Source organism: Brasilonema sp. UFV-L1, assembly GCF_012912105.1.
Lineage (GTDB): Bacteria > Cyanobacteriota > Cyanobacteriia > Cyanobacteriales > Nostocaceae > Brasilonema.
Window position 1 is genome coordinate 1 of record NZ_QMEA01000311.1, and the last position, 24,269, is coordinate 24,269.

Below are 24,269 nucleotides of genomic sequence, written 5' to 3' on the forward strand. Positions count from 1 at the left end.
TACACGATTTTCAGCCGTCACTATTTCCACACCCCACACACCAAAATCCCCCACAACCATATCGGATTATGAAGGATACCGCGCTCGCACGCTAACTTTTCACTCATCTCAAATCTTGATTCCCGCGTTTCATCATGCCAGAACACTGTCAAAATAAAACTTCACGCTTTCACACAGCGCAGGGTGTTTATCGGTCTCTGCTCTTTTTGATTGGTTGATGGCTGCTGTGGACTGTGGGAGATGGGTGTGGGTTATCGTTTCTCCAGCGTGGTTTCTGCCGGCTTTTGCGCGGGGTTAATGAGCTATGCTGTGTTTTATTGCAGATTGACTGAAAAGCTGCATAAGTTACAGTCACTTGAACCTATATATGAGTGTAGTCATTGTTAGACATTAGAATAGGAAAATTAAATGTTAAATCCATTTGGTGCGTTTGAACAAGGTTTTCTCTTATCTCACAAAGCACTTGATTATTTAAAAGAATGGAATACTGAAGCTGAAATTGCTTTTAATATTTCTCAAACAGCCCAACAAGTTGTTGAAATATTGGTTAATGTACCAGGTATGACAATGGCTCATAGTAGAGATTTCCAAAGAGCGACACCCTTTTTTACACTAAAAGATAAAACTGTGGTGAAAATTTTCACAAATCCAGCACACGTAAAACATATATTTTTAGCAGACCAAAATAACAAAATGCTATTTGGAGGTTATGTGGGTTGGATTCACACAAATGGATTAAATGAAGCTATAAATAATATAAAGAAAGAATTTAGTTAGAAGATTATCAAATATCTCAGGGGATATAGAGATACGATAAAATGATACTTCTGTAACCTATTAAAAAAACGGTAGACCGTGCTGTTGATAGTACATTGCTCTAAACACATTACTTAAACTCCTCCATCCTTCTGCTCTTCTTATAGAGTCAATAGTAGTAAATGGAAATTCTAAATTATTAGTTTGCTTACGGTATTCTATTTCGCCTATTGCATAATTAATCGCCATTAATTCACGTGATAATTTTTCAACATCTTCATTAGAATGAATACTTGATAATTCATTTTTGATTCTTTTTACTGTATCTTCTGTAATATTTGGTTCTATATTTAATTTTTCATCATTTATAAAACTAGCTGTGTAACAGAGTGATTGTATAGGAATAGCTAATGGTAATTCAAATTTTACATAAAAAGTTTGCCCAGGAGGTTTACTAACATTAATCTCACCAGGAATTTCATTAATTGGTATGTTTGATATTATATAGAATATATGTTCAGTTCTTACAATACCAAGATTTGATATTGCGTATTTTAAATTATTTCTAAATGGATTAATTCTATTAATTATCTCTGGAGATTTTTCAATAGTAATTCTTTTTTCAATCAGATCAATAAACTTATCTTCGGGAAATAATAAATCCTTTATTATTTTACTTAGGTCTTTTTTTATTTCGCTAAATTTCATTATTCCTAGGTTTAAATGTGTTAAGTATCTTGTTTCACCCTCTGGACTTAAAGAGGTAGCTGCAATACAATAACCTTGTGGAATTATATAAAGACCTAAAAAATAGTAAAATTTAGCGCCAAAAATTAAATTATTCATTTCAATCGTCCCATCTACTTTTTATTTTGATTTTACTAACATCAATAAACGGTTTATTTCGATTTATGACTGACAGAGCAAAACATAGAGCTAATACTGTATCATCATGTTTTCCAGTTGCGGCTTCAAGTTTTTTACCCTGTCTTCTGAAAGATAATAATTCTTCAACAATAGGAGAGTTCTGAGGATAAGTTAAAGTTTTCTTTTCTAAGGCTAACTGTAATGTAGATACTAATGCAGGTTTAGAATCTCCTGTGGTTTTTATACTTTCAAATTTCAAGTGTTTACATTGATTAGACAACTGCTCTAGATAAACTTGTCCTACACCTCCCGTTGTTTCAATAGCTGTTATTTCCGGTTCATATTTGTTAAGTAATTCGGTTATCTGGTAAAGATGATATTGTGAAGTCTCTTTTCTTTTACGATAAAGAGCTACAACTGAAAACGTATCATGTGATTCTTTTAAAATCATACAGACAGTATAATCATCTCCTGTAGTACTACAGTCAATTCCAGCATAATACACAGCTTCTCTATCTCGACAATGTTCTAGCTGACCAATAGCACCACACCTCACTAAATTAGAATCAAATACAGCTACAGTCGAATCAATAAATCTTAAATCGTACTCTCTCAAAACTGTTTCCCAATCTGTTCCGTCTTGCTGCATTCGGTATTCAAGATAATTTTCAATTTGAGAGTAAATAGGGTGTGCTTTCCAATGGACGATTAATTTAACAGTGCTCGCTTTATCGACAAACCAATACAAGCCTGGAATATCTTTATAGACTTTACCATCAGCAACATCAATACATAATTGTTCGATGTCTACACCGTCGTTATTCTCGTTTAATTTATCCCAATACCAACCACTTTTAGCTGACGGGGTACTAATTACCATCTTGGTGATTTTATCCCCTGCTAGCGCTCCACTAGGGCTAGATGCTGCGTAAATCTGTTGAATATTCTCACTAAATGCAGCTTCATCAAATAGAAAGTCTAAAACCGAGTCATACGACCGGGAACCCTCACGACTACTATTTTTAAAATAAATTTCACCTAAAGCTTTTAACTTCAAGTACCCAACGTTATCGCTATCAGGAATTATATAATCATTCAACCCTGTTAACATTTGACGGGCACGACGGCTTATAGCACTAGCATCATCACCATTACGCATAAATGCCATACCACTATAAGCAGGATTGAGACTAGCACGATGTAAGAACTTACTTAGAATAATTTGTGTAAGTCCCAATTGGCGAGACTTTACACAGACTATGTTATTAAATTCATCCATCAAACTTGATATAAGTTTTTGGTAGTAGTACGGTTTAAATTGAACCATACTGCCGCCACTTCTAATAGTACATAAATTAACAAACTGTTCCCAATCTGTAGGAACTGATTTTAAACAGTTTCTACCCGCAAAGTACTTGTTAATTTGTTTCTGATTGGCTGGGATTCGTAACATGTGATGGTAATAAAAAACTAGATGGACGTTGAACTAATAAACCCATAGCTTCAACAACTTTGATAGCTTCTTGTTGATTAACATGAGTACTCAATCCTGTAGATTTATCGAGTATTTGAAAAGCAATAGCTAGATTTTGTAGTATCTCTTTTGGAACGTTTGGTGACTTACCATCAATCACATCCTGTTGTGCTTGTAGGGTTATTTTTGATTGATTGAGATAGATTTTGAGGTTTATCTTCTGTAAGTAACCTATTATTGATTCAATATCGTTTACATCAAAGTTGTATTCAGAAAAATCAATTTTATTGAGGTCAACTTTTACAGGAGTACAGTTAATTATTTCACTGTTATCTGTTTCTGGGTATTGTATTTCATATGCTGATAGGTGTTTTTTAAGAAGTTTAGCGGTAGTTTTAACCCCTCTGTTTTTCAACATTTCTAAGACTTCTTTAGGCGAAACACCATCAATTATTAGTTGGTTGGTGTACTCGCCCAAACTGGCTTTACAGATTTTGCAACCACATCCTATAGTAGTCACAATGGTAATTACCTCTCATTGAAGATGGTTATCACTGATTCTATAACGACATCCATAGTTTTGCGATGGTGTTTACCATTCCATCCAGAATTATACAGTCCTCCCGGTATCTCAAAATTCACCAGTTGTTTGTCTAAACGGTCAGCATTGGCATTTATCCAGTTGTCAACAGTTACTTTAGCTATGGTCTTGTTAAGTAAACGTTCACTGATTTTGTTGATTAAAGTATATGTTGGCACAACGCAGTTAGTATTTAGTTCTTGCCTGATGTTATAGGTCATGATTGCTTCTACAATTTCAGCCACTTCATCAGTTACAGGTGTTCTCTTAGTTGTACGTACCTCAAGGCTAGCTTTTTGTTTTGCAGCATTGATTACTGCTAACACGGCATTGGTGAGGCTTAAGCCTGAATTCAATCCTTCTTGGAATTTCACCTGTAAATCGCCGTCTAAACCATCAATGAAGGCATCTATATCAAAACTGTCTTTAGAAGCTTTCTTGGCTTTTGTAGATGCTGTAGATACTGTAGATGCTGTAGGGGTTGTTGTGGATTCTTTGGTTACTGTTTTCATCTTGCCTAACTCTTTAATGTTTGTGGGGATATTGATTTCTATAGGGTTGATAAATTCACTTTCGTCATAACGTCCAAGGTATTTGATAGTGATACCCTGACTTTCATGAGCTAAACACAATTGAATGTATTTACTTGCAGCACTATCTTTAAAATTTTTAGCTTTTAGAATTGCTCTTAACGCACAAGCATAAAATGCTCTAGCTTTGTGGGGTGTACCATTAGCATCTGTGAGGTGACCATCATCATCGTAAGCTTCAATTGTTGATAACTCTTTACCAAATAGTTCTTCAAATCTTTTAGCGAAAGTACCTAAAAAGCCTGAGCGATAGCTTTCATAGTTAGTCGGAATTGACTGTACAGCTTTACTTGATTTAAAACGCTTCTGTGCATCAACAATCATTTGTGCTGGTGCGAGTGTGGCACGGGCATGATAAGCGTTTGCATCGTCAGAAGATGATTTTTTAGAAATGCCCTTAAAACCGATAACGAACTCATCAACTACAATCATGTCACGTTCTATCAGTCCCCAATCAGGGTACTCTCTAGCAGGCATATTTTGCTCATTAGCACGCAATCCTGTGAGGTTTATGATGCCTACTCCAATGGTGTGAGGGTCAATAGACTGTAAGCATTCTAGAGACTTTTTAACTACTGATGTGATATCAATCGGAGGCTTTTCAACATCTCTTAAATCACCCGATTCGTCAAATCCTGCCCTAGCATTATCGCGTTGATTACGGTCAACTCCTAACACTTCTTTTTGTTCATCAGAGAGCGTTAATAATCGCGCTGCTATGTGTTGAGTATTCGTTCCATTTTTAGTCTCCACAGTTTCATTTAGCTCACTATTTACGTGTAGGTATTTGTAGAAAAGTTTCTTATATGCAGTGAGTTTTTTAGAGATAGTAGCAACTGAATATTTTTCATCTAATCTATCTAGTAGAGCATTACAAGCTTGATGGACTGCCAGTACTTCATTTAATGCAATCACCTGATTAAAAAATTGTTCTGGTGTAGGGGTTTCTGTCAGTGTGCCTATTTCAATTTTTGCAACTACTTCGACTGTTTCAGGTGTGGTAGCTTCGATTGTTTCAGGTGTGGTAGCTTCGACTGTTTCAAGTGTGGTAGCTTCGATTGTTTCAGGTGTGGTAGCTTCTACAATTTTGTCAATTAAATCATGATGAGACATTTTTGTACGTCCTTGAATTTTCAACTCTCTAGCAACTTCCGCAAGGTGCTTCTTGGTGAATGAGAGTAATTCGTCAGTGGTGTATGTAATCATGTTCATAAGTCCTTCGTGCATTTTTATATCAATTATATTATCAGTTATATTATCAGTCCTATAGATTGTCAAGACATGGATGATAATTTATAACTGATATTTTTATTATCACTTATAAATAAACCTGATAATCAACACGCTATATCAGTGATAAGTTAAGTATTGATTTTTCTCTATGCTTTGGGCGATTGTTTCGGGTGAATATAGATGTCGTCATAGTCATATTTCCCGACATTTTCACTAGCAGGACTCAACATAGCCAACGTTGTAGCCGCGCCTAACACCTGACTATCACTCACTTCCAAGTACTTTTGTAATTGTTCTAGGTTCCGATGCCCGGATATCTCCTGAATCACCCTCAACGGAATGCCAGCATTACTCATCTGGGTGAGCGCGGTACGTCTAAAGCTATGAGTAGATACCCCTATAATTCCTACTTCTTTGCAGGCAGTTCGCAGTATCCTAGCTGCTGAATCCTCTGCCAAGTGTCCGTCACTGCGACCGGGAAACAGATAAGTCTCACCGCGAATTGGGTAGTAGTTACTCAGCAGTTGTCGTAAGTCCTCAATGACTGGGACTGACCTGGTAGCCAGTTTACCTTTAGTGTTAGCTTTTCTGATAATCAACCGTGGTCTAACCTGTCCCTTTGGGGTGTAGATGTCTTCAGTCAACAGGGTGCAACCCTCACGGATTCTTGCAGCAGTAAACAGGCACACGCCAAACAGCGTTTTATCGCGGTCATTGTGTAGTCCGTCGCTAAAAACAAGCTGTATCTCTTCTTGTGTGAGAATTTTGGCGCGTCCGTGCCTGTTGATTTTCATTCATTCGCCATGTTCAATTGAGTTTTCTTGTATCCACACGGTTATCGACTCCTGTGTTTCTTTGCTAGAGGCTAATCGCTCTATCATTACAACTACTTCTACCTCTGAAGCGTCAAAAGAATAACCGTTTAATTCCAAAAAAGTAGCCATTGCTACAAAGGCTACTCTTTTATTGCCATCCATAAAAGCATGGTTTTTTGCAAATCCGTAACAGTATGCAGCAGCTAACTCAAATATCGTAGGTGTTGGTTCGCCATAAACAAACAGATTTCTTGGTCTGGCTAAGGTCGTTTGAATTAAATTTTCATTGCTACCAGACAAACCACCATGTTGATGTAGTTGGTCTGCGTGCATAGCTCTAATCATTCCCTCGTCTAACCAAAACGGTTCGATTGCACTACTCATTTTGCTAATTCGTGCAATGCATTCCTATACTTAGAACTTACTTTCTTGTATGCTTCCATTGCTTTTTCAAAATCAGGATTAGAAGCAGTGAGGTAAACACCATCAGCAGTTTCAGTTACAAATATGGTGTCACCTTCATCAACCCTCAGCTTTTGCAAGATTTCTTTAGGTAAAGTAGTTCCTAAAGAATTTCCAACTTTACGAACCTTCAACGTATACATAGTTCTCTTCTGTTAATTAGGGTAATACTATTGTAATAACATCGTTCTCAATCCTTAGGCAAGGGGATGTTGACGACTCATTGACGCACCTTTTTAATCGCTGCATCACACCACATCCTTATGGCTTGCTCCATTGCCTCACTATGACCTATCTCCAATTCCACTGCTAACTGTTTGAAATTTTTCACCAAATCCTTAGGGAGGTAGGCAGCACTCTGGGTGTAATCGCTGTGAGTTCGCTTGTTTATTCGTTCCATGATGAAGTGAAAGTTAGTTTGCTCATATGCTAGCACGCTAGCTTCGTAAGAGTTAGAATGGTTAATCTTTCATTGGAGCGCCGCCGATTTATTTTTGTTTGTCTAGAATTTGGAAGTGGTCTACATTCGCTTGTTGTTAACACTTGGAAATTAACTAAGGGATTTAAAACCACTGGATAGATAATTTTCTATCCTGTGTTTTTTAGTTATTTTCGCGAAATCCTTTGTTACATCTGAGGTGTACGACTCTGCCGTACCGAATATACAATCAGCAATCCTACACCCTGAAGTGCGGTACATCTAAACCTGTTAGTAAACACGCCTATTCTTTGAAAGAAGTATTAAATAGAAAATTCCCGCCCAGTCAGTGCTGTAGCGGGTCTTGAAGGTATAACCATAAATTCAAGTTTCGATATTGTAATGCCAGTTAAGCTCTACACCTATGTTATTGATGTGTGTATTTATAGAACTCTTTCTATAGCTACAATTCAAGTTACAAAAAGTTGTATTGATTAACACAGTATTGTTATGGGACGAAATCCAACACCCAAAAGCTAATCATTACTTGTGCTCAATCTCATACTCTACCTGTGGGGCGGTACTTTCCCGTAATCCGTACCCTATCAGTAAACCCACACCCAGAAGCACTACTAGTCTCGAACTGGCTTGAATGATAATAGTACATATCCGGGCTTAAGCCCCCATCGTTCACCTTTAAGGATGTGAATTATTTCTCTTTGACAAGTGCGACCTGTAGGTTTCATATCATTTTCCGGGTCTACTTCGATTAAGTTGAGATGGTCGCCTATTTTAAAATCTCGGTCGTTTTCACATTGTTCAAAACATTTTTTACCATTAACTACAGCTTTAAAGAAAGATTTCCACATTATCAAGTTGTGTGTTTTCATACAATCATCAAGCCTATATCCAGAAACATCGTCAATCCACTAGTGATTACCTGCTTCTCATGTCTGAGGTACGATGTGTAATTCCGGACTAGTACAAAAAACCCACAACCACTTTAAGTTGTAAGTAATTGATTTATCAATCCACACAAGTGTAGTTTTTTACTGGTTACATATCTGCTATAGCTCGTGTCAAGCTATTTTATTAATTTATTGATTTATTTGGTGTGGCACTCTCTCGTATCAAGTAGCCAAGCAGTAAGCCCACACTTAAAAGCGCCACTAATCCGCCAGCAATTGCCCGTTTAGGGATATCTGTCGTGATACAAGGTGAAATCTAAAATTTTTATTAAGTATTCCTTAACTGTCTTAACTGTCTTAACTGTCCTTGCATCCCTTTTTCATTGGTGCTAACTTTCTATGTGTTTGTCTATACACAAGGAAAACCCATGAAAGGTATCACTAGAATCGCACGACGACTGATGTTGGTGTTTTTGGCACTGGTTGCAAGTAGCATGATGTTCTTTGTTGGACAGGGACAAGCACTAGCAGCAGACAGTTGTGAAAACGTTCTTAATCAGGGAACTGCTACTATTGAAGCCGGATGGTTTACACAACAAGCCCCAACAATTGCTTGGTATAAAGGAGTTATCACGACAGATGTTAAATATGATGTCTGTACCCCAACTGCTGTTATAAGAATCAATGGTAATGACTGGAACAAACTGGCAGCAGATGGAAAACTGAACGGCTTGCGATATGAAGTATATTCATATGCTGAAAAAGATGGAAATTACCAGAATTTCTTGTTTAGACAGATTCAAGATGGAAAGCCACAGACAATCACAGCAGCCCAATTTAGACAGTAATGGCTGAAGTAGCAACGTTAAAACATTAATAAAAAGCCCTCCCAGCTATAAGCTGAGAGGGTTTTGTTGTGTTTAATCTACTTTATTTTCTAACCACTTCAACCCAGCTAAATTAACATCTTGCGGATTGTTCAAAATAACAATGTTCGCGTTATCCACCTCATTCTTGAGATATTTCAGAATCCAATCAGCTACTACACCGATAGCAAAACCACCGCCAGTGCAGTACAAATGTTCGCCCTTGGCTAACCGTTGAGATATGGTGTCAAACAATTTTTGAATCGCATAGTTGCCGCTAACCCATTCAGACATAGCACCCTCTACTTCAGCAGCAATATCTTTCACTTTGCCACTACTCCGTAAGGGTACGCGCCACTGACCCACTTCTGTAAGTGCTGAAAGTTCAAGCGCTTCCTGGATATCAGAGTTTTCAGCTTGAATCGCTCCCCTGTCTGTACGGGTAAGACTTTTGAATATCCGGTTAATGATAGAAGTCATACCGCCACCACTAACGGGAGTCTTACCAACTGTTGCTAACTCATCACCATCCCAGTTGTAAGTTGTGAAGGTGATTGTTCCGCCACCAAGGTCGAGTAAGTGGAAGTGGTCATGTTCGTAGAGGTTTACCACTTCCAAGGCAGCACCCTCACCCTCATCTATGAATTGGCAAGCCTTGACAGTTACCTTAAATTCAACATCCTCCCAAGTGAAGTCAGCTATCTGCTTAAGCATCCGGTCTAACTCTTTGCGTTGCGGACTGGACAGAGTTACTACGCGAAGCCAGAGATTGATTTGCACGGGTTGTGTCTTGCGTCGTCTGGACTCGACTGCTGTTTTTAAAAACTTGCGATAATGTGTTATTGCTCCTAAAATCCAAACGTCCAAGTGAGTCAATTTGTTGTCCTGACTGGACATAATCATCGCTCCGTTCACTCGGTCGATTGCAGCACCCACAACATAATTTTTCTTCCGATACCCAAAGCATCCATCATTGCGTAAAGGCACTTCAGACTTGATTTCTTTGGCTTCAGCATTGAACGACTTGTACACACCGTTGAGTCTACACTTGATTCTCTTGGCTCCCGCGTCTATGTCTAGCTGGAAGTCGATAGCTTTGTTGTTCGGCTTGTGATTTCTCTTTTTCACAGCAACTACAGTATTAACAGATACTTCTTGCATTGATGCAACCTCAGTAGTGGAGGGTATAACTTGATTGGGCGAAATTTCAGAATTCATAATTTTGTACTCGTGATAATTGATACTTTGACGACCTACTGACGACGTAGTGGGGCGCTTACAATGTATTTTGCGAATGAGTTTCTTCTATTGCGACTAAAATGTTAAGAAAAATTTGAATAGTTACTAACAGAAACTATTCGATTGGTAAATAAGCTGTTAAACCCCAGTTACAATTCAACTAACATTAATTCGGGCTGTGTCGGGCTAATCGGGCTAATCGGGCTGACCCCCCTATAGGGAAAAATGACGGGCTAGCCAGACACGTAAAATCAAGGGTTTCAGACATTGCGTCGGGCTGTGAATGGGGCTAGCCAGACGTGTAGCCAGACTAGCCAGAATTCAATTTTGCTCTAATTACTGTTAGGAAATAACCTCGTTATCACTAAATCCCTTTCCACAGTCAGAACATTTGTAGAGTTGGATGGATTTAGTCGCTTTGTCTTTACCGTTCTTCTTATTTTTTGTAGAATCGCAGTGTGGACATTTGACCGACAGGAGCGCGTCACTGCTCAACACTTTTTCTTGAATTGGCTCGATGACACTGGAGATTAGTTCATTGTGTGTCGCAACTGCAACAGTCATCACATCGTAGTAGTCGTAGGTATCAAAGTCCGGAAGCTGAATGAACTTTGGTAGCCCGGTCAATGGAACTGCTAAAGCGAAACGGTAAGCGCCTGGGTCAGTAAAAATGTCCAGTCCCAATTCCTCGTTCTTCCTGTCACAGTACTCTTGAATTTTGCGATACTGTTCTAATAGCTTGGTTTTATCTTCCGGTGTCACTGTTTTAGCTTTATCTAACCAAATACCAGCGTTAGCCCCAATATGCAGTTGAACCGCGTTATTCCAATCTGACCAACTCATTCCCGGAATTGTGGAAGCATCACAGGCTTGACCAATGTAGATAGCACCTATGTTCTGGTGACTGGCTTGCTTAAGGGAGTAAGTCACCTTGTCCCTAAAGTAGTAGTATCCGTTGTTTTCTCGCTCCTGTGCGATAGTGGAATCTACCTCATCAAAAATGTAGAGCACAAACGGGTGGTCACCTTTTGACTTGGAGCGTTGATCCAATAAATCGCAAAGTTCCTCCATTCCGGTCACATTGTCAGCATGGGTAGTACCATACTTAGGCATATCCCAATAATCTTTCTTACTTCCGTCCTGTGGGTCGTATAATTTAATCTCACCCTGACCCTTGCGCTGCTTCATGATGGCTAAGGCTAGGTTTTTGGCTGTGGGTGATTTGCCTCCCGTGGAACCAGCAGTGATTCTGACTCGCTCCCAGTTCTTGACGTAGTTCTCAAACTTCTCGACCGGAACCCAGATTTTATCTATGTCTCCCTTAGCTTGCTCTTTCTTAGCTGGTTTCCTCAGAATTACTTCCAAAGTTACCGTTGAGTGCTGGTAGTTAAAAGTGAATTTGGGTAAGGTTCCCTGTAAGCTATTGGTGAATGCTGCTAACTGTTCCCGTGTGTTATGAGGTAGTAACTCAGTTTCAGTTAAACCAGGATTGCGTCGTGTGGCGTACAAAACTGAGTAACCTGTCTCACTTTCCTCCCATTGGATAACGTCCAAACGATAACCGTAATTCTCGTAGTAGTACATTGCAATCCGGTTAGCCACTTGAGCGTAGTCAGATTTACCTGTAGCTAGCAGTGGTTTCTGTAGCTCCTCATTCTGTTTAGTCAAGTCGTCAATAACTAAGTTCCGTTGCTCAAGTAGGTCTAACAACTGAGAATGAATGCTATTGTTATTCAGTAGTAGCGCTTCGTACTTTTCAGTAATTCGTTCATCTACTTCATCCATTGCTCCTCTAATTCTTGCTCTAGCATCTGATTTGGGTATGGATGCCTCTAGGGAAGTCCGAAGTGTTTCATTCTCACTTTTAAACTCACGAACTTTAACATCTTTCCAACGTGTTTTGACGTTCAAAAACTTGTTGTCAAACTTAAAAATGTAAGCTAGGACATCGTTGAAACTGGTGATTTTTAAATCTTTGATTTCTTTAAGAGCGTCTATTAATTCCTCCTTAAGGTTTCGGATATCTCCAATCCGAACAATAAAAGATTCTTTCATCTCTGGACTTATAGTGTTTTCATCTAACGCCCGTTGCAACATTCGATGAAGGTTGTCTAAATCGTCATAGCGTTTAGAGAAAAATGTGCTAGTGTACTCACGGGACTTTTCAAGAAAGTCTTCAATTCTCGTGTCTCTGGTGTCTACAACGTCCTGCAAGGCTTTGATTTTAATATCCTTGGTGGATATAATCTTTAGGTACTCTTCAGCCTTAGCGTTCAATTTTTCTTGTAAATCAGATATCTGTTTAAGGTTGGTTTCCTTATCAATTTCAAGTACTTTGATACGGCTTTTAAGTTCATCAATCTGTAACTTGAGTCCTGTAAGTTCTCTGTCCTTAAGTTTATTGTTATCCTCCAACTTGTCCTTAAATTCGCGTTCTAGGTCGGTGTTTTGATTGTTATAAGCAATTCCAAGTGCGAGAGTAGTGAGGGCTGTTGCAGCGCCTCCTATGCCTATTACGCCAGCAATCTTTTGGGTAAGTCCTTGAGTGTGGAATGACTGGACAAGACCAACAGCGCCTAGTAACGTTGAACCGAGTACTAGACCAAAATATACGTGCTTGAACATGGTAATATTCCTCTAACTTTATACACTGAAAAATAAAGTAGAGTGTTTAACAACTAAACACTTTACTTTTTCTATAAACTACTTTCTAAGAAACGATTTAAACTAAAACCCAGCAGTAAACTTGGCTTCCGTCTCTTGTTTGATTTTTTCTTTTTCGTACTGAACAGCTTGAATTTCGTAGCCTTGCTTTTCAATGTCCTCACGCATTTTGGCTACTTTTAGTACTTCTTGTTCTCTGATAAGTTCAGTTTGATTCTGAGTACCTTCTGTACGAATTTGTTGCTGAGTTAGCAGTTCTCTGTCTTGCTCAAGCTTGGAAATTTCAATGTCACGACCAACAACCGCGCGGTGATATCCAACTGCTTTTTTCTCATTGTTGACATCCAGGGTCTTACCATCAATCAGCATCCCGATAAGCTTTTTCTGCTCATTGTCTAAGGTTGCTAAGTCCTGCTTGAGTCTGGTGTTATTGATTGCGACACCTACAAAGTTACGCTGTCTGGCAATAACGATATTGCGCTGTGTGGCGGTTCCTGAGTCCATCTGAGGTATAGACTCATCAATATCGGCGCTTGCTCTCGCCAAAATCTCAGAAGTATTTACCTTTCCATCTGTTAAAGCTGAAGGGTTTCTGTCCTGGTCAGTTCCTTGTACAGTTTGTGCGATTTTTGAGGTATAGCGTTGAATGGTGGAAACGGCTTGAGCACCTTTTTCGATAGCGTTAGACGTACCGTTGGCTATTTCTTGCAATTTCTCTACAACACTGCTAGGGGTAGGCTGTGCTGTTGTCTCTGGATTTGGTTCCAAAACGGCTTCAGTGGCTGTTTCGGCTATAGGTGTGCTAGTTTCACCCGTTACGCGCTTAGACCCTGTTAAACCGCCTTTTTTACCACGGTAGGACTTTTCAAGACTTGCACCTGTAACAGTTCCTGTTTTTGCTCTAGGCATGGTATAATCTCCTTGATATATTGAAAAAATTGCTATACCCGCAACGGGACTAGGAACCTACCCGCGCTACTAGGCTGTGAGGTAGGTTTTTGGTTTTCGTCACCAGTTTCAACTTTTGAATTCATCAATGCGTTCGCGCCTTTTAGCTAGTTCAATTTCGCGAATAGATTCCAGGTCTTCAAGTCGAATGTAAACAGAGTCGGAAACCTGCTTAGGAGGCTTGATACGGGCTGTTGATGTGTTGTCTTGTTCGTTTAGTTTCATTTTTTCTTACCTTCAAGAATTTGGGCTAGTAATCGAAGCATATGCACTGTTTTATCCAGGTCGGTAGCGAAATACTTTGCAGCATGACTCACTATTGAAACGTTTAATTCAGGAACAGAAATAGTAGTGATGTAGGCGTCAATGGTTAGGTCAATCAACACGGTTGTTTCGTTCATCTCGGTATCTGGTATAAAAGTTGTATCGTCCTTGTGGGTCTAGAAAATCAGCAAGCTTTTGTTGGCTCATGGCGCGGTCGTAGGCGCGTTGCGCTTCTGGACAGTCCATTTCTTCATCAGAATCCATGTAGAGGTGTGCGACTGTGTACCAGAGATTGCAGTATTCAAGAAAGCTTTGGTAAGCAGCTTCCCGGATAAATTCACTTTCTCTTAGAAAAAGTCTCATCACTTCTCCTTTTGGTTGATAGCTACAGCAGTAAGAGCACAGCCAGCCGAAACGGCTAAAGCTGCCATTGATACTCCTGTGGCGACTTCGCCTAGGGACTCCCAATCAACCATGTCCGCCACAGAAAACCGAGTACGATTAATCTCATTGAGTCCATTGCTGAAGAGTGCGCCACAGGCAAAAAACCCACATACAAAGAAACTTGTAAGCATTCCCTTGGTTAGGAAATTTATAAGGGTGAATCGGCGAGAAACAGTCCATTTGATTGTCTTGACTGGCTTGTCACGCTCGCACTCAATTATCAGTTCCTCTATTGCTTGTACACTGTCGCCCAAAGTCAGGTCTGGGTAGTAGTCCATCTTTGCAAATTCAGGTGAATCCTGGATGTTGATGATGGAATTGCGAATGAGTTCCAGGCGCTTGATTTGATTTGAGGTCAAACCTTGTGTTGTGTTCATGGTTAATTTCCTTTGATATTCGCAATTAATTTGTCACCGTAATTTACCAAGAAAATTGAAAACAACTGAGATAGTGATTCAATCCCAGTTTGAGAAAGAATCTCTTCAGCTTTCACTTTATGTTTCGGTGCTAAAACAATACGTGTTTGACTCATTTATTCCTCACTAATTAGGCTGATAAGAACCGCAGTAAAACCTTGGCTCATGACAACCTCATAAGAGGTTTCCAGCGTACGGAGTCACTACCTGATTGGTCTAAAAACGACCACTTTGGACTAGTGCGATACCGTCATCTCCACAAGGGAAATGCTGTGAGCGAGCAATGCAACGATACACTACACCTCAACTTTGCTGGACTAGTAAAAAGCTTTTGCGACTTTGTTTGTTCGCGTTACGTTTTCCTATATCCTCAATATAAATATAAGTTGTTGAGTTGTCAACAACCTAGATAGATATTAGTCAAAATTCAGTAGTGGCGTAAAATGTTAACATGCTGGCACGTTAACAACCTAAAATAAAATGGTCGCAAAGAGTAAAAATCCAGACTTTAATCAAATGACTGCTTACGTACCTAAAGAAATATCTGTAAAATTTAAATCGCTCTTAGCCAAACTGGAGTTAGAACAAAGTGAAGTGATAGCAAGCCTCATGGCACGGTGGATAGAAGAACAAGAGAATTTAGGGAGTAACAAATAAATAACAGATGAACCCAACGCCCGAACAGTTAAAAGCGTTCTACGCTACATGTGTCAGAGCAAGTAATATGTTTCAATCTATAAATGTAGTACGAATGGACGAAAGAACGAAGCGTATATACATCTTGATAGAGGACACAATACAAATAGAGATATATCCAAACGGCGAGGTGAGATTTCCATGACTAACCCTGATTACCAAGCAATGTCAGATGCTGAATTAAGAGATTGGGTCAGGTATCACCCACAAGACACCGAAGCGTTCCACTTGTTGATGGACAGACTAGACCAACGACCAAAAGTCATCACTCGCACTGAAGAAGAGTTTGAAGCTGAACTACGTAAGCGAATTGGTCAAGAAGCGACTCAGTAAAACACTTGTACTGACTTGGAAGCGTGGGAGCGAAAATTTTTAAAGGCTATCGGGTGTCGTGCTCCCACTAAGACAGAGGTGATCGTGATTGCGGCGATAGAGGCAAAAATTAACCCCGTGCCTAGCGGTCGGGGTAGTGGGTAGTTGACTTATGCTGACTTGTTTTCATCTCGCGAAATTTTAAAAACACCTAAACCAATTAGCTGGATTAGCTCGCTTCGACTTACAAGATGTTGTCGTGCTATCTCTTCAAGTCGTTCCCAACTCTCCAAAGTTACTGAAATTGTCTTTTGTTGTTTAGTATCACCATGTCTAGTTGGTCGTGCCATTGTCCTATTTTGTCTCGCATTTATTTCTTCATTATAACAGGAGAAAAACTTTAAGGAAACAGTAGACAATAATTATTTCATAATGGTATAACTGAAAAAGACAAAAGGTGACAACTGTGAAGTATGCCACCATCCAAAAACCAATTAGTAGGGCAAAGCCCTAAAGAAAATCTATCATGACAACTAAACGTCAGACATCTGCAAAAGTTCGTAATACTAAAGCACAATACAGGACTGGAAAAAACCAAGTCTCTGAATCTCAGTTGACAGTTGGCTTTTCCCCTCAACGATCCACCAAAGATGGAAAAGCACGTCTTACTTTTTGCGGAATCGAACATACCACAATTACAGTTAATGGTAATGAAAAACCTGTGATGCGATTGGTTTTTAGCTGTTTAGATGAGACTCACGAATCACCTCAAAATATAGCTATCACCTGCGACTACCGCCTATCTGAGAACAATAAACTTGGACAAGTTCTCGCAATCATGGGTTATGAAATCAAGAAATCGGTTGAAACCGTTGATGACGACGATGAATATGGGGTGAAAACCACGATTGTTAACCCACGTGAAATTTTTGATTTCTTTCGGTCTAAATGTGGATTGGTGTTTAAAGGCAATCTTTTGGTAGCGACTCGCAAAGATAAAGCAACGGGTGAGAGAGTACCCGCGCCAGGACTGTGGGACATCGATTACAAAAGTCTTACACCAAAACTAAAAAATGGGGAACAAGAACGAGATATGCTTGCCTCCGATGTCAGTGATGAAGACTTTGAAAACCCTGAAATCGCTATGTTTGATGATGAGTAATACGTAAAAATTCACCTCCCTGTTTATCAAAATGGGGAGGTGTTAGGTTTCGTATTACCGAATAAAAATTATTGTCGTTTATTTTCACATTTAAATATTTTAACACATGAATAACTTTGATGACGATGATGAATTTGGTGGTGCTACTAATAGCGTTGCCAAAATTTTTCGTAACCGTAAATCTTCAAATCCGCCAGTGGATGACGATGATGAATTTAGCGGTGGTACTAATAGCGTTGAAAAGATTTTTAGAAACCGGAAATCGACTCACACGTCAGTAAACAAGGTAAAAATAGGTGGTGAGATTTTTGATGATGGAGAGTTGATAGAAAATAAAACTCCTCCTCTATCTGAAACAGAGATAAAAATCTCTGAAGTAGAAACACAATCATCGCCGAAAAAACGCGAAATTGTAGAGTTAGACCACTCACCAATTCAATGTGAGCATAAAATATTTTCCCCATCAATACCTAATAATCAATGGTACATAAAACGGGATAATCTTAGTGAGTACGTTAAAGATATTAAAAATTCAATAACAATACCTCTAGTAATCGATACCGAATTCACCGACCAACGACGTAAAAAATACAAACAACAGAAGCGTTTTGGGCTGACTACTCAAATCAAAGGTGTGGGTGTGGATACCCCAAAGAAAATCTATGCTCACACCCCACTGGTGAACACTGGACGTGAAATGATGGGGTTGAAACCCTTTCCAATGGTCAATAGTGATTTTCATCCGATTGATTATCTTGGTGATTGCGGTCTAGAAGTGGATTTAAGGCAGGGATATGACGATGAACTTAGAATCATACCTAAATGCTTTGTAGTTGTCTATGGACACTTCCTGACGGCTGAATTGAATATGATTTGTGGGGGAAGTGTCAAAGAAAGAATCAAACAATTGCAGCGCTCTAATGGAGATGAACAAATTACTTCTGGTCGTCGTGCCTTCTGTCAAACTACCATAGACGGTATGAAACTAGACTGGGTGAGTCTGAAACACATCATCATAATCAATGGTATCGAGTATGAATTGTGCTTGAAACTGGTAGACACTGGCGCTATTCACGGGGTAGCTTCGTACAAAGACTTCTGTGATTCAGTTGGATGGAAATTAAGTGCTAAAGATAATTTCACCAAAGATGAAAAAGGTAGAATGCTTGATATGGCTATCGAGCGACCGATTGAATTTGAGGAATATTCACTAGGAGATTTGGATGTGTATGAGGCGCTCAATTGTTACTTTGAACAATGGCAAGTTGTATATGAAAAGTTAGGACTATCTGATTATTATCAGTGTCCAAAATTAACCATTGGTGGTACAGTTAAGGATTTATTTGAAGCGTCACTGGCTGAAAAATTGGGACTTCAAGCAACTGATGAAGATGATAATAGTATTTGGCGTAAAAGTCTAACTGAAATTATTGATAAATATGTCAAACCTGCTAGTGCTTCACACCTCAGACAGTTCTCAACAATGACAAGAGCATTACTCGCTAAAGTTGAGGGTGGAAGATGTCGAAATAATCGCCCGACTGATGTTTTTAAACGTCGTAAGATTAAGGGTGAGTACGATGCAATGTTAATTTGTGATATCGATATCAGTGGTTGTTACGGTGAGGGTCAACGTAATCAGAGTTATTTTCTTGGTGTTCCATACATCTTTGATTATGAAGCTACAGCGACCAATAACGAGTATGTCTCATTGCGTAAATGGTTAACTGATTTAGGAGTTAATATTGACAAGTTAATTGAATCCGTTAACAATAATGACCGCGAAGCATGGACTAATCAAGATAATTGGGGTGAACTTATATCGGGTGCTTGGTATGCCCGAATTAGTACTAGAGAAACCTTAAAGTACGCTCAAGATTATTTTGCTAGCTGGTTTACAACCACTAAAGATAATCTTGATATCTTGGCTAAAACAATTCGCAAGATGAAAGTGGATACTGAATTACAAGATGTTGATTGGGTTGATTTTGATGAGGAAACTGGTACTCTAAAAATCTTCAATAATGAGATTTGGAACGCGGTTTTAACTCACGATGGATTGCAATGGATTCTTGCAGTAGCATCACCCAGACAACGTAATGAACTACTTGATAAAGTTCAAGTTTTGGCAGGTGCTATTTACCCACGGTCACAAAGAATTGATGAACCTGATGTAGCGAAAGCGTTAGAAATTCTTAACGAAAGACATGTTAACTGGCAGGGGAAGAACACGACAGAAGTAGTTAGAGATGAATTAGGAAACCTTGGTATTGACCGTAAAATGCGTCAATGTCACGCTTGGTTTGATATCAATTTGGGTGATTTAATTGTCAACAATCTATTAATTGAACGGAAGAAAGCACAAATACAATATGGTAAGAAATCATCGTTAGATGTGTTGTTTAAGTTGTGTATCAACACACTTTATGGTGACATGGTATCGAAGTACTTTGTCACTTCTAATCCGGTTGTGGGGAATAATATCACCGCACGAGCAAGGGCACTTGCTTGGTATATGGAGAAGGGTTTACATGGCTGGCAAACGGTCACAGATGGGTGTGCTTTTGAGTTGAATGAAGTAATGTTTCCATTACAAGACAATATCAATGGTGAAATTGTCAATCAACATCGTGATGATAGTAAATTGAAACGTCGCAAAATTAAACGCTCACCACTAGCTAATGTTGAATACTTAATGAAAGATGGAGAAATTTTCATCAATGAAAATGGAGAATTGAAATCAATTGGTAGTGGAAGTGATAACTCTTATATCAATCTTAAAGCTATGGAACATCTACAAACACAAATCAAACTAGTGAATGTTTTACATTCAGAAACAGACGCTATTAAAGTGGATGGAGAATTGAAGGTGATGTTTGTCAAACGCAAAGGACAATTCAGTTTTGAGACTAAAAACGTTTATTTTGCAGGTGCTTTTCACGGTAGTGCTAATTATCTTCTAGCTAATGATAGTGGAATCTACATTAAAGCTAGAGGATATGAAACAAAAAAACCTCATGAAAGTGTAGAAGGTAAAATATCCGAGGAAGATTTAATAGAACTCTTTGATTGTGAAAGATACGGTAAAGAAAACAATCCAGCAAAAGATTTTATGAATCAACTGCTGAATAATCCAGAAGCTATCAAGCGTCAAGTACCTGCAATCAAATCAGGAATTCTCAAAATTAAAGATTATAAAAATCTAGCTGAAAAGTACGACCGGATAGGAATCGAACCAGGTGATAGTATTTTACGTACTGTATTAATGCAAGAGTTTTCATTAGCTCAATTCACTTTCAAGACGTACGAACAATACATGATGTGGTTTACTATGGTCAGTAAATTAAAAGACCATGATAAACAATCACTTGAAGGGTATTTTCTTAATGAAGATGGAACATTAAATTTTGTAGCGATGGTTGAAAAGGTAGATGAGATGATAGCTAATGATGTTACTAAGCCGTTTGACGAGTTAGACCCTCACCGCCACAGACAACGGTCAGAAAAACGTTCTGAGAATTCATCAGATACTAAAGGAGCCAGTAAGAAACGGAAGAAAGTCTCTTTATCGCATCCAAGTTTAGTAACGTTTGAAGTGCTAAAAGAAACGTTAAATGAATCAGAATTGGTGGAAGATATTTTAGAAGTGTAAAACGACATGGGTAAACCTAAAAGACGTGAACAAGACCCTGACTATGGGAACTACTTTCAGAATGAAGAGGGAGAAGAAGATGGATTAATTATCGATGGAATTAAATTCGTTCTTCCTACGGCAGAAAACATTCAAAGAGCTTTGAAAAAATATTTGGGATTTGTGCGATTCGTTAAATTAAACGATGTAATTTACGCACTCGATGGTAATGGTCTTGTACCAGCTAGAACTTCTACGAGGTATTCTAAATCCCAAGAATTGATTGAAGGTGCTATAGAAGATTTATCAAATAGAGAAGATGGTTCTTACATATTTCTCGCGAATCGACAAAACGAGGGTAAATGGTTTAGACTTCCTATCTCGTTTAGTGAAAGAGTTAGTCTCGCACAATACGATGCCAGTAGTATGAATGATGTGAACAGTAGTACAATTACTCTCCCATTAATACCTTCTTAATTCCTATTCACGAATCCCACTTAGACCACTCCCTGCGCTGCGTCAAAGCGTGGGTTTTTTTTTTTTTGTGGTCGCATCATCGCTATCCGTTAATGCACATATTCGGAAAGAAATCTTGCAGTCAGTTATCCGATTATGTCCATGTTCAGAATTTGATATCCCTCATAATCCGATGGGATTGTGAGGGTCTAATTCTAGCTGTACATAGAGCAAATGTTACTGCAGCACCTTCACGCTCTAAATGGGGATTTTCTTTCTTAGAGGGAGGGGGTGCAGCGGACGTGAAACCCTTCCCCAGTAAAGGTTTAAAAAAAATAGTATTTAGACTGAGTGGATTTTTAGAGGGGGGTGCAGCAGCCAAAATACGTAGATTATTTGTACTATTTACTAGTACAAATAAGCCTTTTTGTATTATTTGCAGTGTTTGTAGTATGTGTATGTGGGGCGCGAGCGGAGCGAGAGCCTGAGGGCTGCGACAGCAGCCTGTATGCTCAATCCGTAGGCGTAGGGAGTGTGGCAGTGCGTCCAGCGTCGGGGGACTCGTAGCTGTGGCTACGGTGTCGGGGGTGTGGCGAGCGATAAGACCGGGCAATTCTTCAGGATGATTCATATTGCCTGTAGGCATTGACAGCTTATAGTTACAAAAGTGATACAAATTCTATTCAAGAGTTTAGATTGGTGATAAGCTTTAATTTTCAAAAGTTTTTGACGTTTTGCTACCTATATCTTTAGAAATTATGAAAAAACTGATTTTTGCTTTAAATAAAATAATATCAATTTTTTTAGTAATTCTTTTATCTATAGTTACCGTGGGGTGCGATGATGCTGAGTTATCAAATAGATTAGAAAATGTGCAACACCAAAATTATACTTTAGAACAACAACTAGCAAATACAAAAAATAGGTTAGAATTCGATGTAGAAAGTCAAGCAAAAAAACTTTTTGAATTAGCTGAATTACACAATAGTATTAAAGCATATGAAATATTTTTACAAGGTAGTGCTAATTTAGATGATTTAAAAAACAAAGCTATTCATCATATTTATGAACAGACAAAAAAGGCAGATTTAATTGTCGGATATCAATATTTTATCCAACATTATCCTAATAGTAATGAAGTAAAAGAAGCAAATTATAGAGTTTATGAAATAGCTTATGAAATAGCAGAAAAAGCAAATACTGTTCCTGAATATATTGCCTTTATTTCTAATTTTGAAGCGGCTCCGGAAAAGTTAAGAGACAAAGCGTTGGATAATGCAGTGTTTTTAGAATGTCAGTCTTTACTTTCTGAATACCAAAAAACAATAGAGTCAAAATAAATAGATGATATATATCATGATTTTCTAGCTGATAGGATTGGTAAACGTTTGTATGAAGATGCTCTTGAAGCCAATGAAAAAGGTGATAAAGTTGCGTTTTTGCAAAAATATAATACAGTCCTTAAGTGTGACTTATTTAAAGGTTCAAATACAAGATTTGCTTTATTACGTGATTCAGAAATAACAAAATTACTACAAAATATACAGTCTCAAATAAAAATGATAAGCGAAGATATAAATAAGTCAAATCAATTAATTTTGCAGAAACTCTCTAGTATTCAAGATGTTCAAAATCAACAAACTGGTTATATTCAAGAAATAAATAAGATTGTAAAATATCAAAGTCAATCGTTAGAGAAAATAGAAAAGCCTTTTATGTGGGATGATAACGAAAGTGTATGGGAAAATTTTATGAGAATAGGTGAACCTGCTTTAGAGTTAGCTATTTCAAGTGCTGATGTTATTAAACAACTCGGAAGTGCAAAAATACCATTTTTACCCCTAGTACCCTAACTACTAAATTACGACGATGATGATTAATCCACCCATCTAGCCCAACCGTTTCGCGAAGAACAAAAATTCTCGACACTCTACAGTCCCCTGCAATCCGCTGTGTTTGTGGGGGATTTGTTTTTAGGGGCTGTTTTTGGCTCAAATTGAGGTCTGGGTCAGATGCGAATTTTGTGATTTCGGACAATGAAATATCAAACTACAAGTAACACAGTGTGGAATCGCTCAAAGGTATGCAGGACAAGGATAACTGTGGATGTGGTCTGATTTGGGTCTAGAATCGCCTACGAGACGTTTTAAATCGATAAATGATGGTAGTCAACTACGTCCATGATGAAATCAATATTGAATTTAATACAGAGTATGCGGAAGCCGTTGTGACGACTGTCAACAACATCATAGGTAATTGCTTCCAAGCGACAATGAAGAAAGTCAAAGACGGACGAGAAACAAACTGGACAAAACTAGTTGTAGAAAACTGGAGTCAGAAATGACCGGAATATTATAAGTAAAATAAGAAGGTAAACCCATTTTAAAACATAGGTTTACACTCATTTAGGAGGACATATGGGGGAAGCAAAACGGCGACGAAAGGCTTTTGAAACAGGCTTAATAACAAGTCCATACAACAATGAATCAACAAATAAGAAATCTGAGCAAGTCGAATTACTCAAAGATTTAGAAGAATTTGCAACGATTAGTAGATTGGAACAAAAGATACAAAAACAAAAGTTTGAAAGCCTGTGTGAATCATTAGAAAGAATCACAGAAAAAACGCCCGTAGAGGTTATTGCATTAGAACTTTTTAAAATGAGTCTTATGGATAAAAACGATGTAAACAGCTTTAACAGGTCACCATTTTTAAGCAACATAGAAAAAACTCGCAAATTAGGAGAGGAATTAAATCAAGCTGGAGGTCTTGATTTAATGCGTGCTGTAGGTACAATGGTTCCAGCGTATGACCAGAGAGAACTAGACTACGCTTGGAACGGTATAGGCGGCTGGCTAGCTTGAGTAAGGCGCGTACTTACAAGACTGTGCTTCGTAAAAGCGTGGGGTTTTATTTTTTTGGCGCGGGTCAGACGAAAGAATCAGGATTGGAGATGGATGAAAAGTTAGTTTACTAGCGTGCTAGCGCAACATCCCCTACAATCCGATGAGGATGTGGGGGATTTTGGTGTGTGGGGTGTGGAAATAGTGACGGCTGAAAATCGTGTA

Annotated in this window: 28 protein-coding genes; 11 read left to right on the forward strand and 17 right to left on the reverse strand. The window is 38.6% G+C overall.

The genetic code is table 11. From position 1 onward, the window contains the following. Positions 1-408 precede the first annotated feature (408 nt). Positions 409-777 (forward strand): hypothetical protein, encoded by a 369-nt coding sequence (locus tag DP117_RS34970; RefSeq protein WP_169222726.1) that lies wholly within the window; start codon positions 409-411, stop codon positions 775-777. A 60-nt stretch (positions 778-837) separates the two neighbouring features. Here DP117_RS34970 and DP117_RS34975 read toward each other — a convergent pair whose 3' ends face one another. From DP117_RS34975 to DP117_RS35010, 8 genes are all read right to left on the reverse strand, one after another. Beyond that, positions 838-1,602: a hypothetical protein gene (locus tag DP117_RS34975; RefSeq protein ID WP_169222727.1), complete on the reverse strand. Its 765-nt coding sequence runs from the start codon at positions 1,600-1,602 to the stop codon at positions 838-840. Position 1,603: 1 nt separating this feature from the next. Beyond that, the gene (locus DP117_RS34980) at positions 1,604-2,950 is read right to left on the reverse strand and encodes a Terminase-like family protein (RefSeq protein ID WP_169222728.1); all 1,347 of its coding nucleotides are present in this window, start codon (positions 2,948-2,950) and stop codon (positions 1,604-1,606) included. A 91-nt stretch (positions 2,951-3,041) separates the two neighbouring features. Continuing rightward, a complete protein-coding gene (locus tag DP117_RS34985; RefSeq protein WP_169222729.1) occupies positions 3,042-3,617 on the reverse strand; it encodes a hypothetical protein in 576 nt (191 codons plus the stop codon). Positions 3,618-3,625: 8 nt separating this feature from the next. Next, positions 3,626-5,473 carry a protelomerase family protein gene (locus DP117_RS34990; RefSeq protein WP_169222730.1) on the reverse strand — a complete coding sequence of 616 codons (1,848 nt, stop codon included), beginning with the start codon at positions 5,471-5,473 and terminating at the stop codon, positions 3,626-3,628. A gap of 173 nt (positions 5,474-5,646) precedes the next feature. Continuing rightward, positions 5,647-6,294, reverse strand: a complete 648-nt coding sequence (locus DP117_RS34995) for a site-specific integrase (RefSeq protein WP_169222731.1) — start codon at positions 6,292-6,294, stop codon at positions 5,647-5,649. Further along, the gene (locus DP117_RS35000) at positions 6,295-6,699 is read right to left on the reverse strand and encodes a type II toxin-antitoxin system death-on-curing family toxin (RefSeq protein WP_169222732.1); all 405 of its coding nucleotides are present in this window, start codon (positions 6,697-6,699) and stop codon (positions 6,295-6,297) included. Then, positions 6,696-6,920 carry an AbrB/MazE/SpoVT family DNA-binding domain-containing protein gene (locus DP117_RS35005; protein ID WP_169222733.1) on the reverse strand — a complete coding sequence of 75 codons (225 nt, stop codon included), beginning with the start codon at positions 6,918-6,920 and terminating at the stop codon, positions 6,696-6,698. The genes DP117_RS35000 and DP117_RS35005 overlap by 4 nt, the downstream gene beginning before the upstream one ends. A gap of 77 nt (positions 6,921-6,997) precedes the next feature. Then, positions 6,998-7,177, reverse strand: a complete 180-nt coding sequence (locus DP117_RS35010; protein ID WP_211176551.1) for a ribbon-helix-helix protein, CopG family — start codon at positions 7,175-7,177, stop codon at positions 6,998-7,000. Positions 7,178-8,531: 1,354 nt separating this feature from the next. Between DP117_RS35010 and DP117_RS35020 the strand changes: the two genes are divergently transcribed. Then, on the forward strand, positions 8,532-8,951 hold the full coding sequence (locus DP117_RS35020) for a hypothetical protein (RefSeq protein WP_211176553.1): 420 nt from the start codon (positions 8,532-8,534) through the stop codon (positions 8,949-8,951). A 72-nt stretch (positions 8,952-9,023) separates the two neighbouring features. Here DP117_RS35020 and DP117_RS35025 read toward each other — a convergent pair whose 3' ends face one another. From DP117_RS35025 to DP117_RS35060, 8 genes are all read right to left on the reverse strand, one after another. Then, complete coding sequence (locus DP117_RS35025; protein ID WP_169222734.1) at positions 9,024-10,187, reverse strand: hypothetical protein; 1,164 nt, start codon at positions 10,185-10,187, stop codon at positions 9,024-9,026. Between the two features lie 363 nt (positions 10,188-10,550). Continuing rightward, a complete protein-coding gene (locus tag DP117_RS35030; protein ID WP_169222735.1) occupies positions 10,551-12,833 on the reverse strand; it encodes a hypothetical protein in 2,283 nt (760 codons plus the stop codon). Positions 12,834-12,935: 102 nt separating this feature from the next. Next, on the reverse strand, positions 12,936-13,781 hold the full coding sequence (locus DP117_RS35035; protein WP_169222736.1) for a hypothetical protein: 846 nt from the start codon (positions 13,779-13,781) through the stop codon (positions 12,936-12,938). A gap of 108 nt (positions 13,782-13,889) precedes the next feature. Continuing rightward, a complete protein-coding gene (locus tag DP117_RS35040; RefSeq protein ID WP_169222737.1) occupies positions 13,890-14,045 on the reverse strand; it encodes a hypothetical protein in 156 nt (51 codons plus the stop codon). Next, a complete protein-coding gene (locus DP117_RS35045) occupies positions 14,042-14,221 on the reverse strand; it encodes a hypothetical protein (protein WP_169222738.1) in 180 nt (59 codons plus the stop codon). The genes DP117_RS35040 and DP117_RS35045 overlap by 4 nt, the downstream gene beginning before the upstream one ends. Beyond that, positions 14,196-14,447, reverse strand: a complete 252-nt coding sequence (locus DP117_RS35050; protein WP_169222739.1) for a hypothetical protein — start codon at positions 14,445-14,447, stop codon at positions 14,196-14,198. Before DP117_RS35050 ends, DP117_RS35045 begins: the two co-directional genes overlap by 26 nt. Then, a complete protein-coding gene (locus DP117_RS35055; protein ID WP_169222725.1) occupies positions 14,447-14,905 on the reverse strand; it encodes a hypothetical protein in 459 nt (152 codons plus the stop codon). Before DP117_RS35055 ends, DP117_RS35050 begins: the two co-directional genes overlap by 1 nt. A gap of 2 nt (positions 14,906-14,907) precedes the next feature. Then, the gene (locus DP117_RS35060; protein ID WP_169222740.1) at positions 14,908-15,060 is read right to left on the reverse strand and encodes a hypothetical protein; all 153 of its coding nucleotides are present in this window, start codon (positions 15,058-15,060) and stop codon (positions 14,908-14,910) included. A 400-nt stretch (positions 15,061-15,460) separates the two neighbouring features. Here DP117_RS35060 and DP117_RS35065 point away from each other — a divergent pair, with 400 nt between their 5' ends. After that, complete coding sequence (locus DP117_RS35065; protein ID WP_169222741.1) at positions 15,461-15,601, forward strand: hypothetical protein; 141 nt, start codon at positions 15,461-15,463, stop codon at positions 15,599-15,601. Positions 15,602-15,781: 180 nt separating this feature from the next. Beyond that, the gene (locus DP117_RS35070) at positions 15,782-15,973 is read left to right on the forward strand and encodes a hypothetical protein (protein WP_169222742.1); all 192 of its coding nucleotides are present in this window, start codon (positions 15,782-15,784) and stop codon (positions 15,971-15,973) included. A gap of 149 nt (positions 15,974-16,122) precedes the next feature. Here the strand turns inward: DP117_RS35070 and DP117_RS35075 are convergent, their stop codons facing one another. Continuing rightward, a complete protein-coding gene (locus tag DP117_RS35075) occupies positions 16,123-16,302 on the reverse strand; it encodes a hypothetical protein (protein ID WP_169222743.1) in 180 nt (59 codons plus the stop codon). Positions 16,303-16,478: 176 nt separating this feature from the next. Here DP117_RS35075 and DP117_RS35080 point away from each other — a divergent pair, with 176 nt between their 5' ends. The 7 genes from DP117_RS35080 to DP117_RS35110 all read left to right on the forward strand — a co-directional run bounded on the left by DP117_RS35080 (position 16,479) and on the right by DP117_RS35110 (position 24,065). Next, positions 16,479-17,114 carry a hypothetical protein gene (locus DP117_RS35080; protein WP_169222744.1) on the forward strand — a complete coding sequence of 212 codons (636 nt, stop codon included), beginning with the start codon at positions 16,479-16,481 and terminating at the stop codon, positions 17,112-17,114. 106 nt (positions 17,115-17,220) lie between these two features. After that, positions 17,221-20,766, forward strand: a complete 3,546-nt coding sequence (locus DP117_RS35085; RefSeq protein ID WP_169222745.1) for a hypothetical protein — start codon at positions 17,221-17,223, stop codon at positions 20,764-20,766. 6 nt (positions 20,767-20,772) lie between these two features. Then, on the forward strand, positions 20,773-21,222 hold the full coding sequence (locus tag DP117_RS35090; protein WP_169222746.1) for a hypothetical protein: 450 nt from the start codon (positions 20,773-20,775) through the stop codon (positions 21,220-21,222). Positions 21,223-21,959: 737 nt separating this feature from the next. Continuing rightward, positions 21,960-22,541, forward strand: a complete 582-nt coding sequence (locus DP117_RS35095) for a hypothetical protein (RefSeq protein ID WP_169222747.1) — start codon at positions 21,960-21,962, stop codon at positions 22,539-22,541. A 48-nt stretch (positions 22,542-22,589) separates the two neighbouring features. Next, positions 22,590-23,054, forward strand: coding sequence for a hypothetical protein (locus tag DP117_RS35100; protein WP_169222748.1), 465 nt, complete (start codon positions 22,590-22,592; stop codon positions 23,052-23,054). 305 nt (positions 23,055-23,359) lie between these two features. Further along, positions 23,360-23,545: a hypothetical protein gene (locus DP117_RS35105; protein ID WP_169222749.1), complete on the forward strand. Its 186-nt coding sequence runs from the start codon at positions 23,360-23,362 to the stop codon at positions 23,543-23,545. Positions 23,546-23,618: 73 nt separating this feature from the next. Then, a complete protein-coding gene (locus tag DP117_RS35110; protein WP_169222750.1) occupies positions 23,619-24,065 on the forward strand; it encodes a hypothetical protein in 447 nt (148 codons plus the stop codon). The last annotated feature ends 204 nt before the right edge of the window (positions 24,066-24,269 follow it).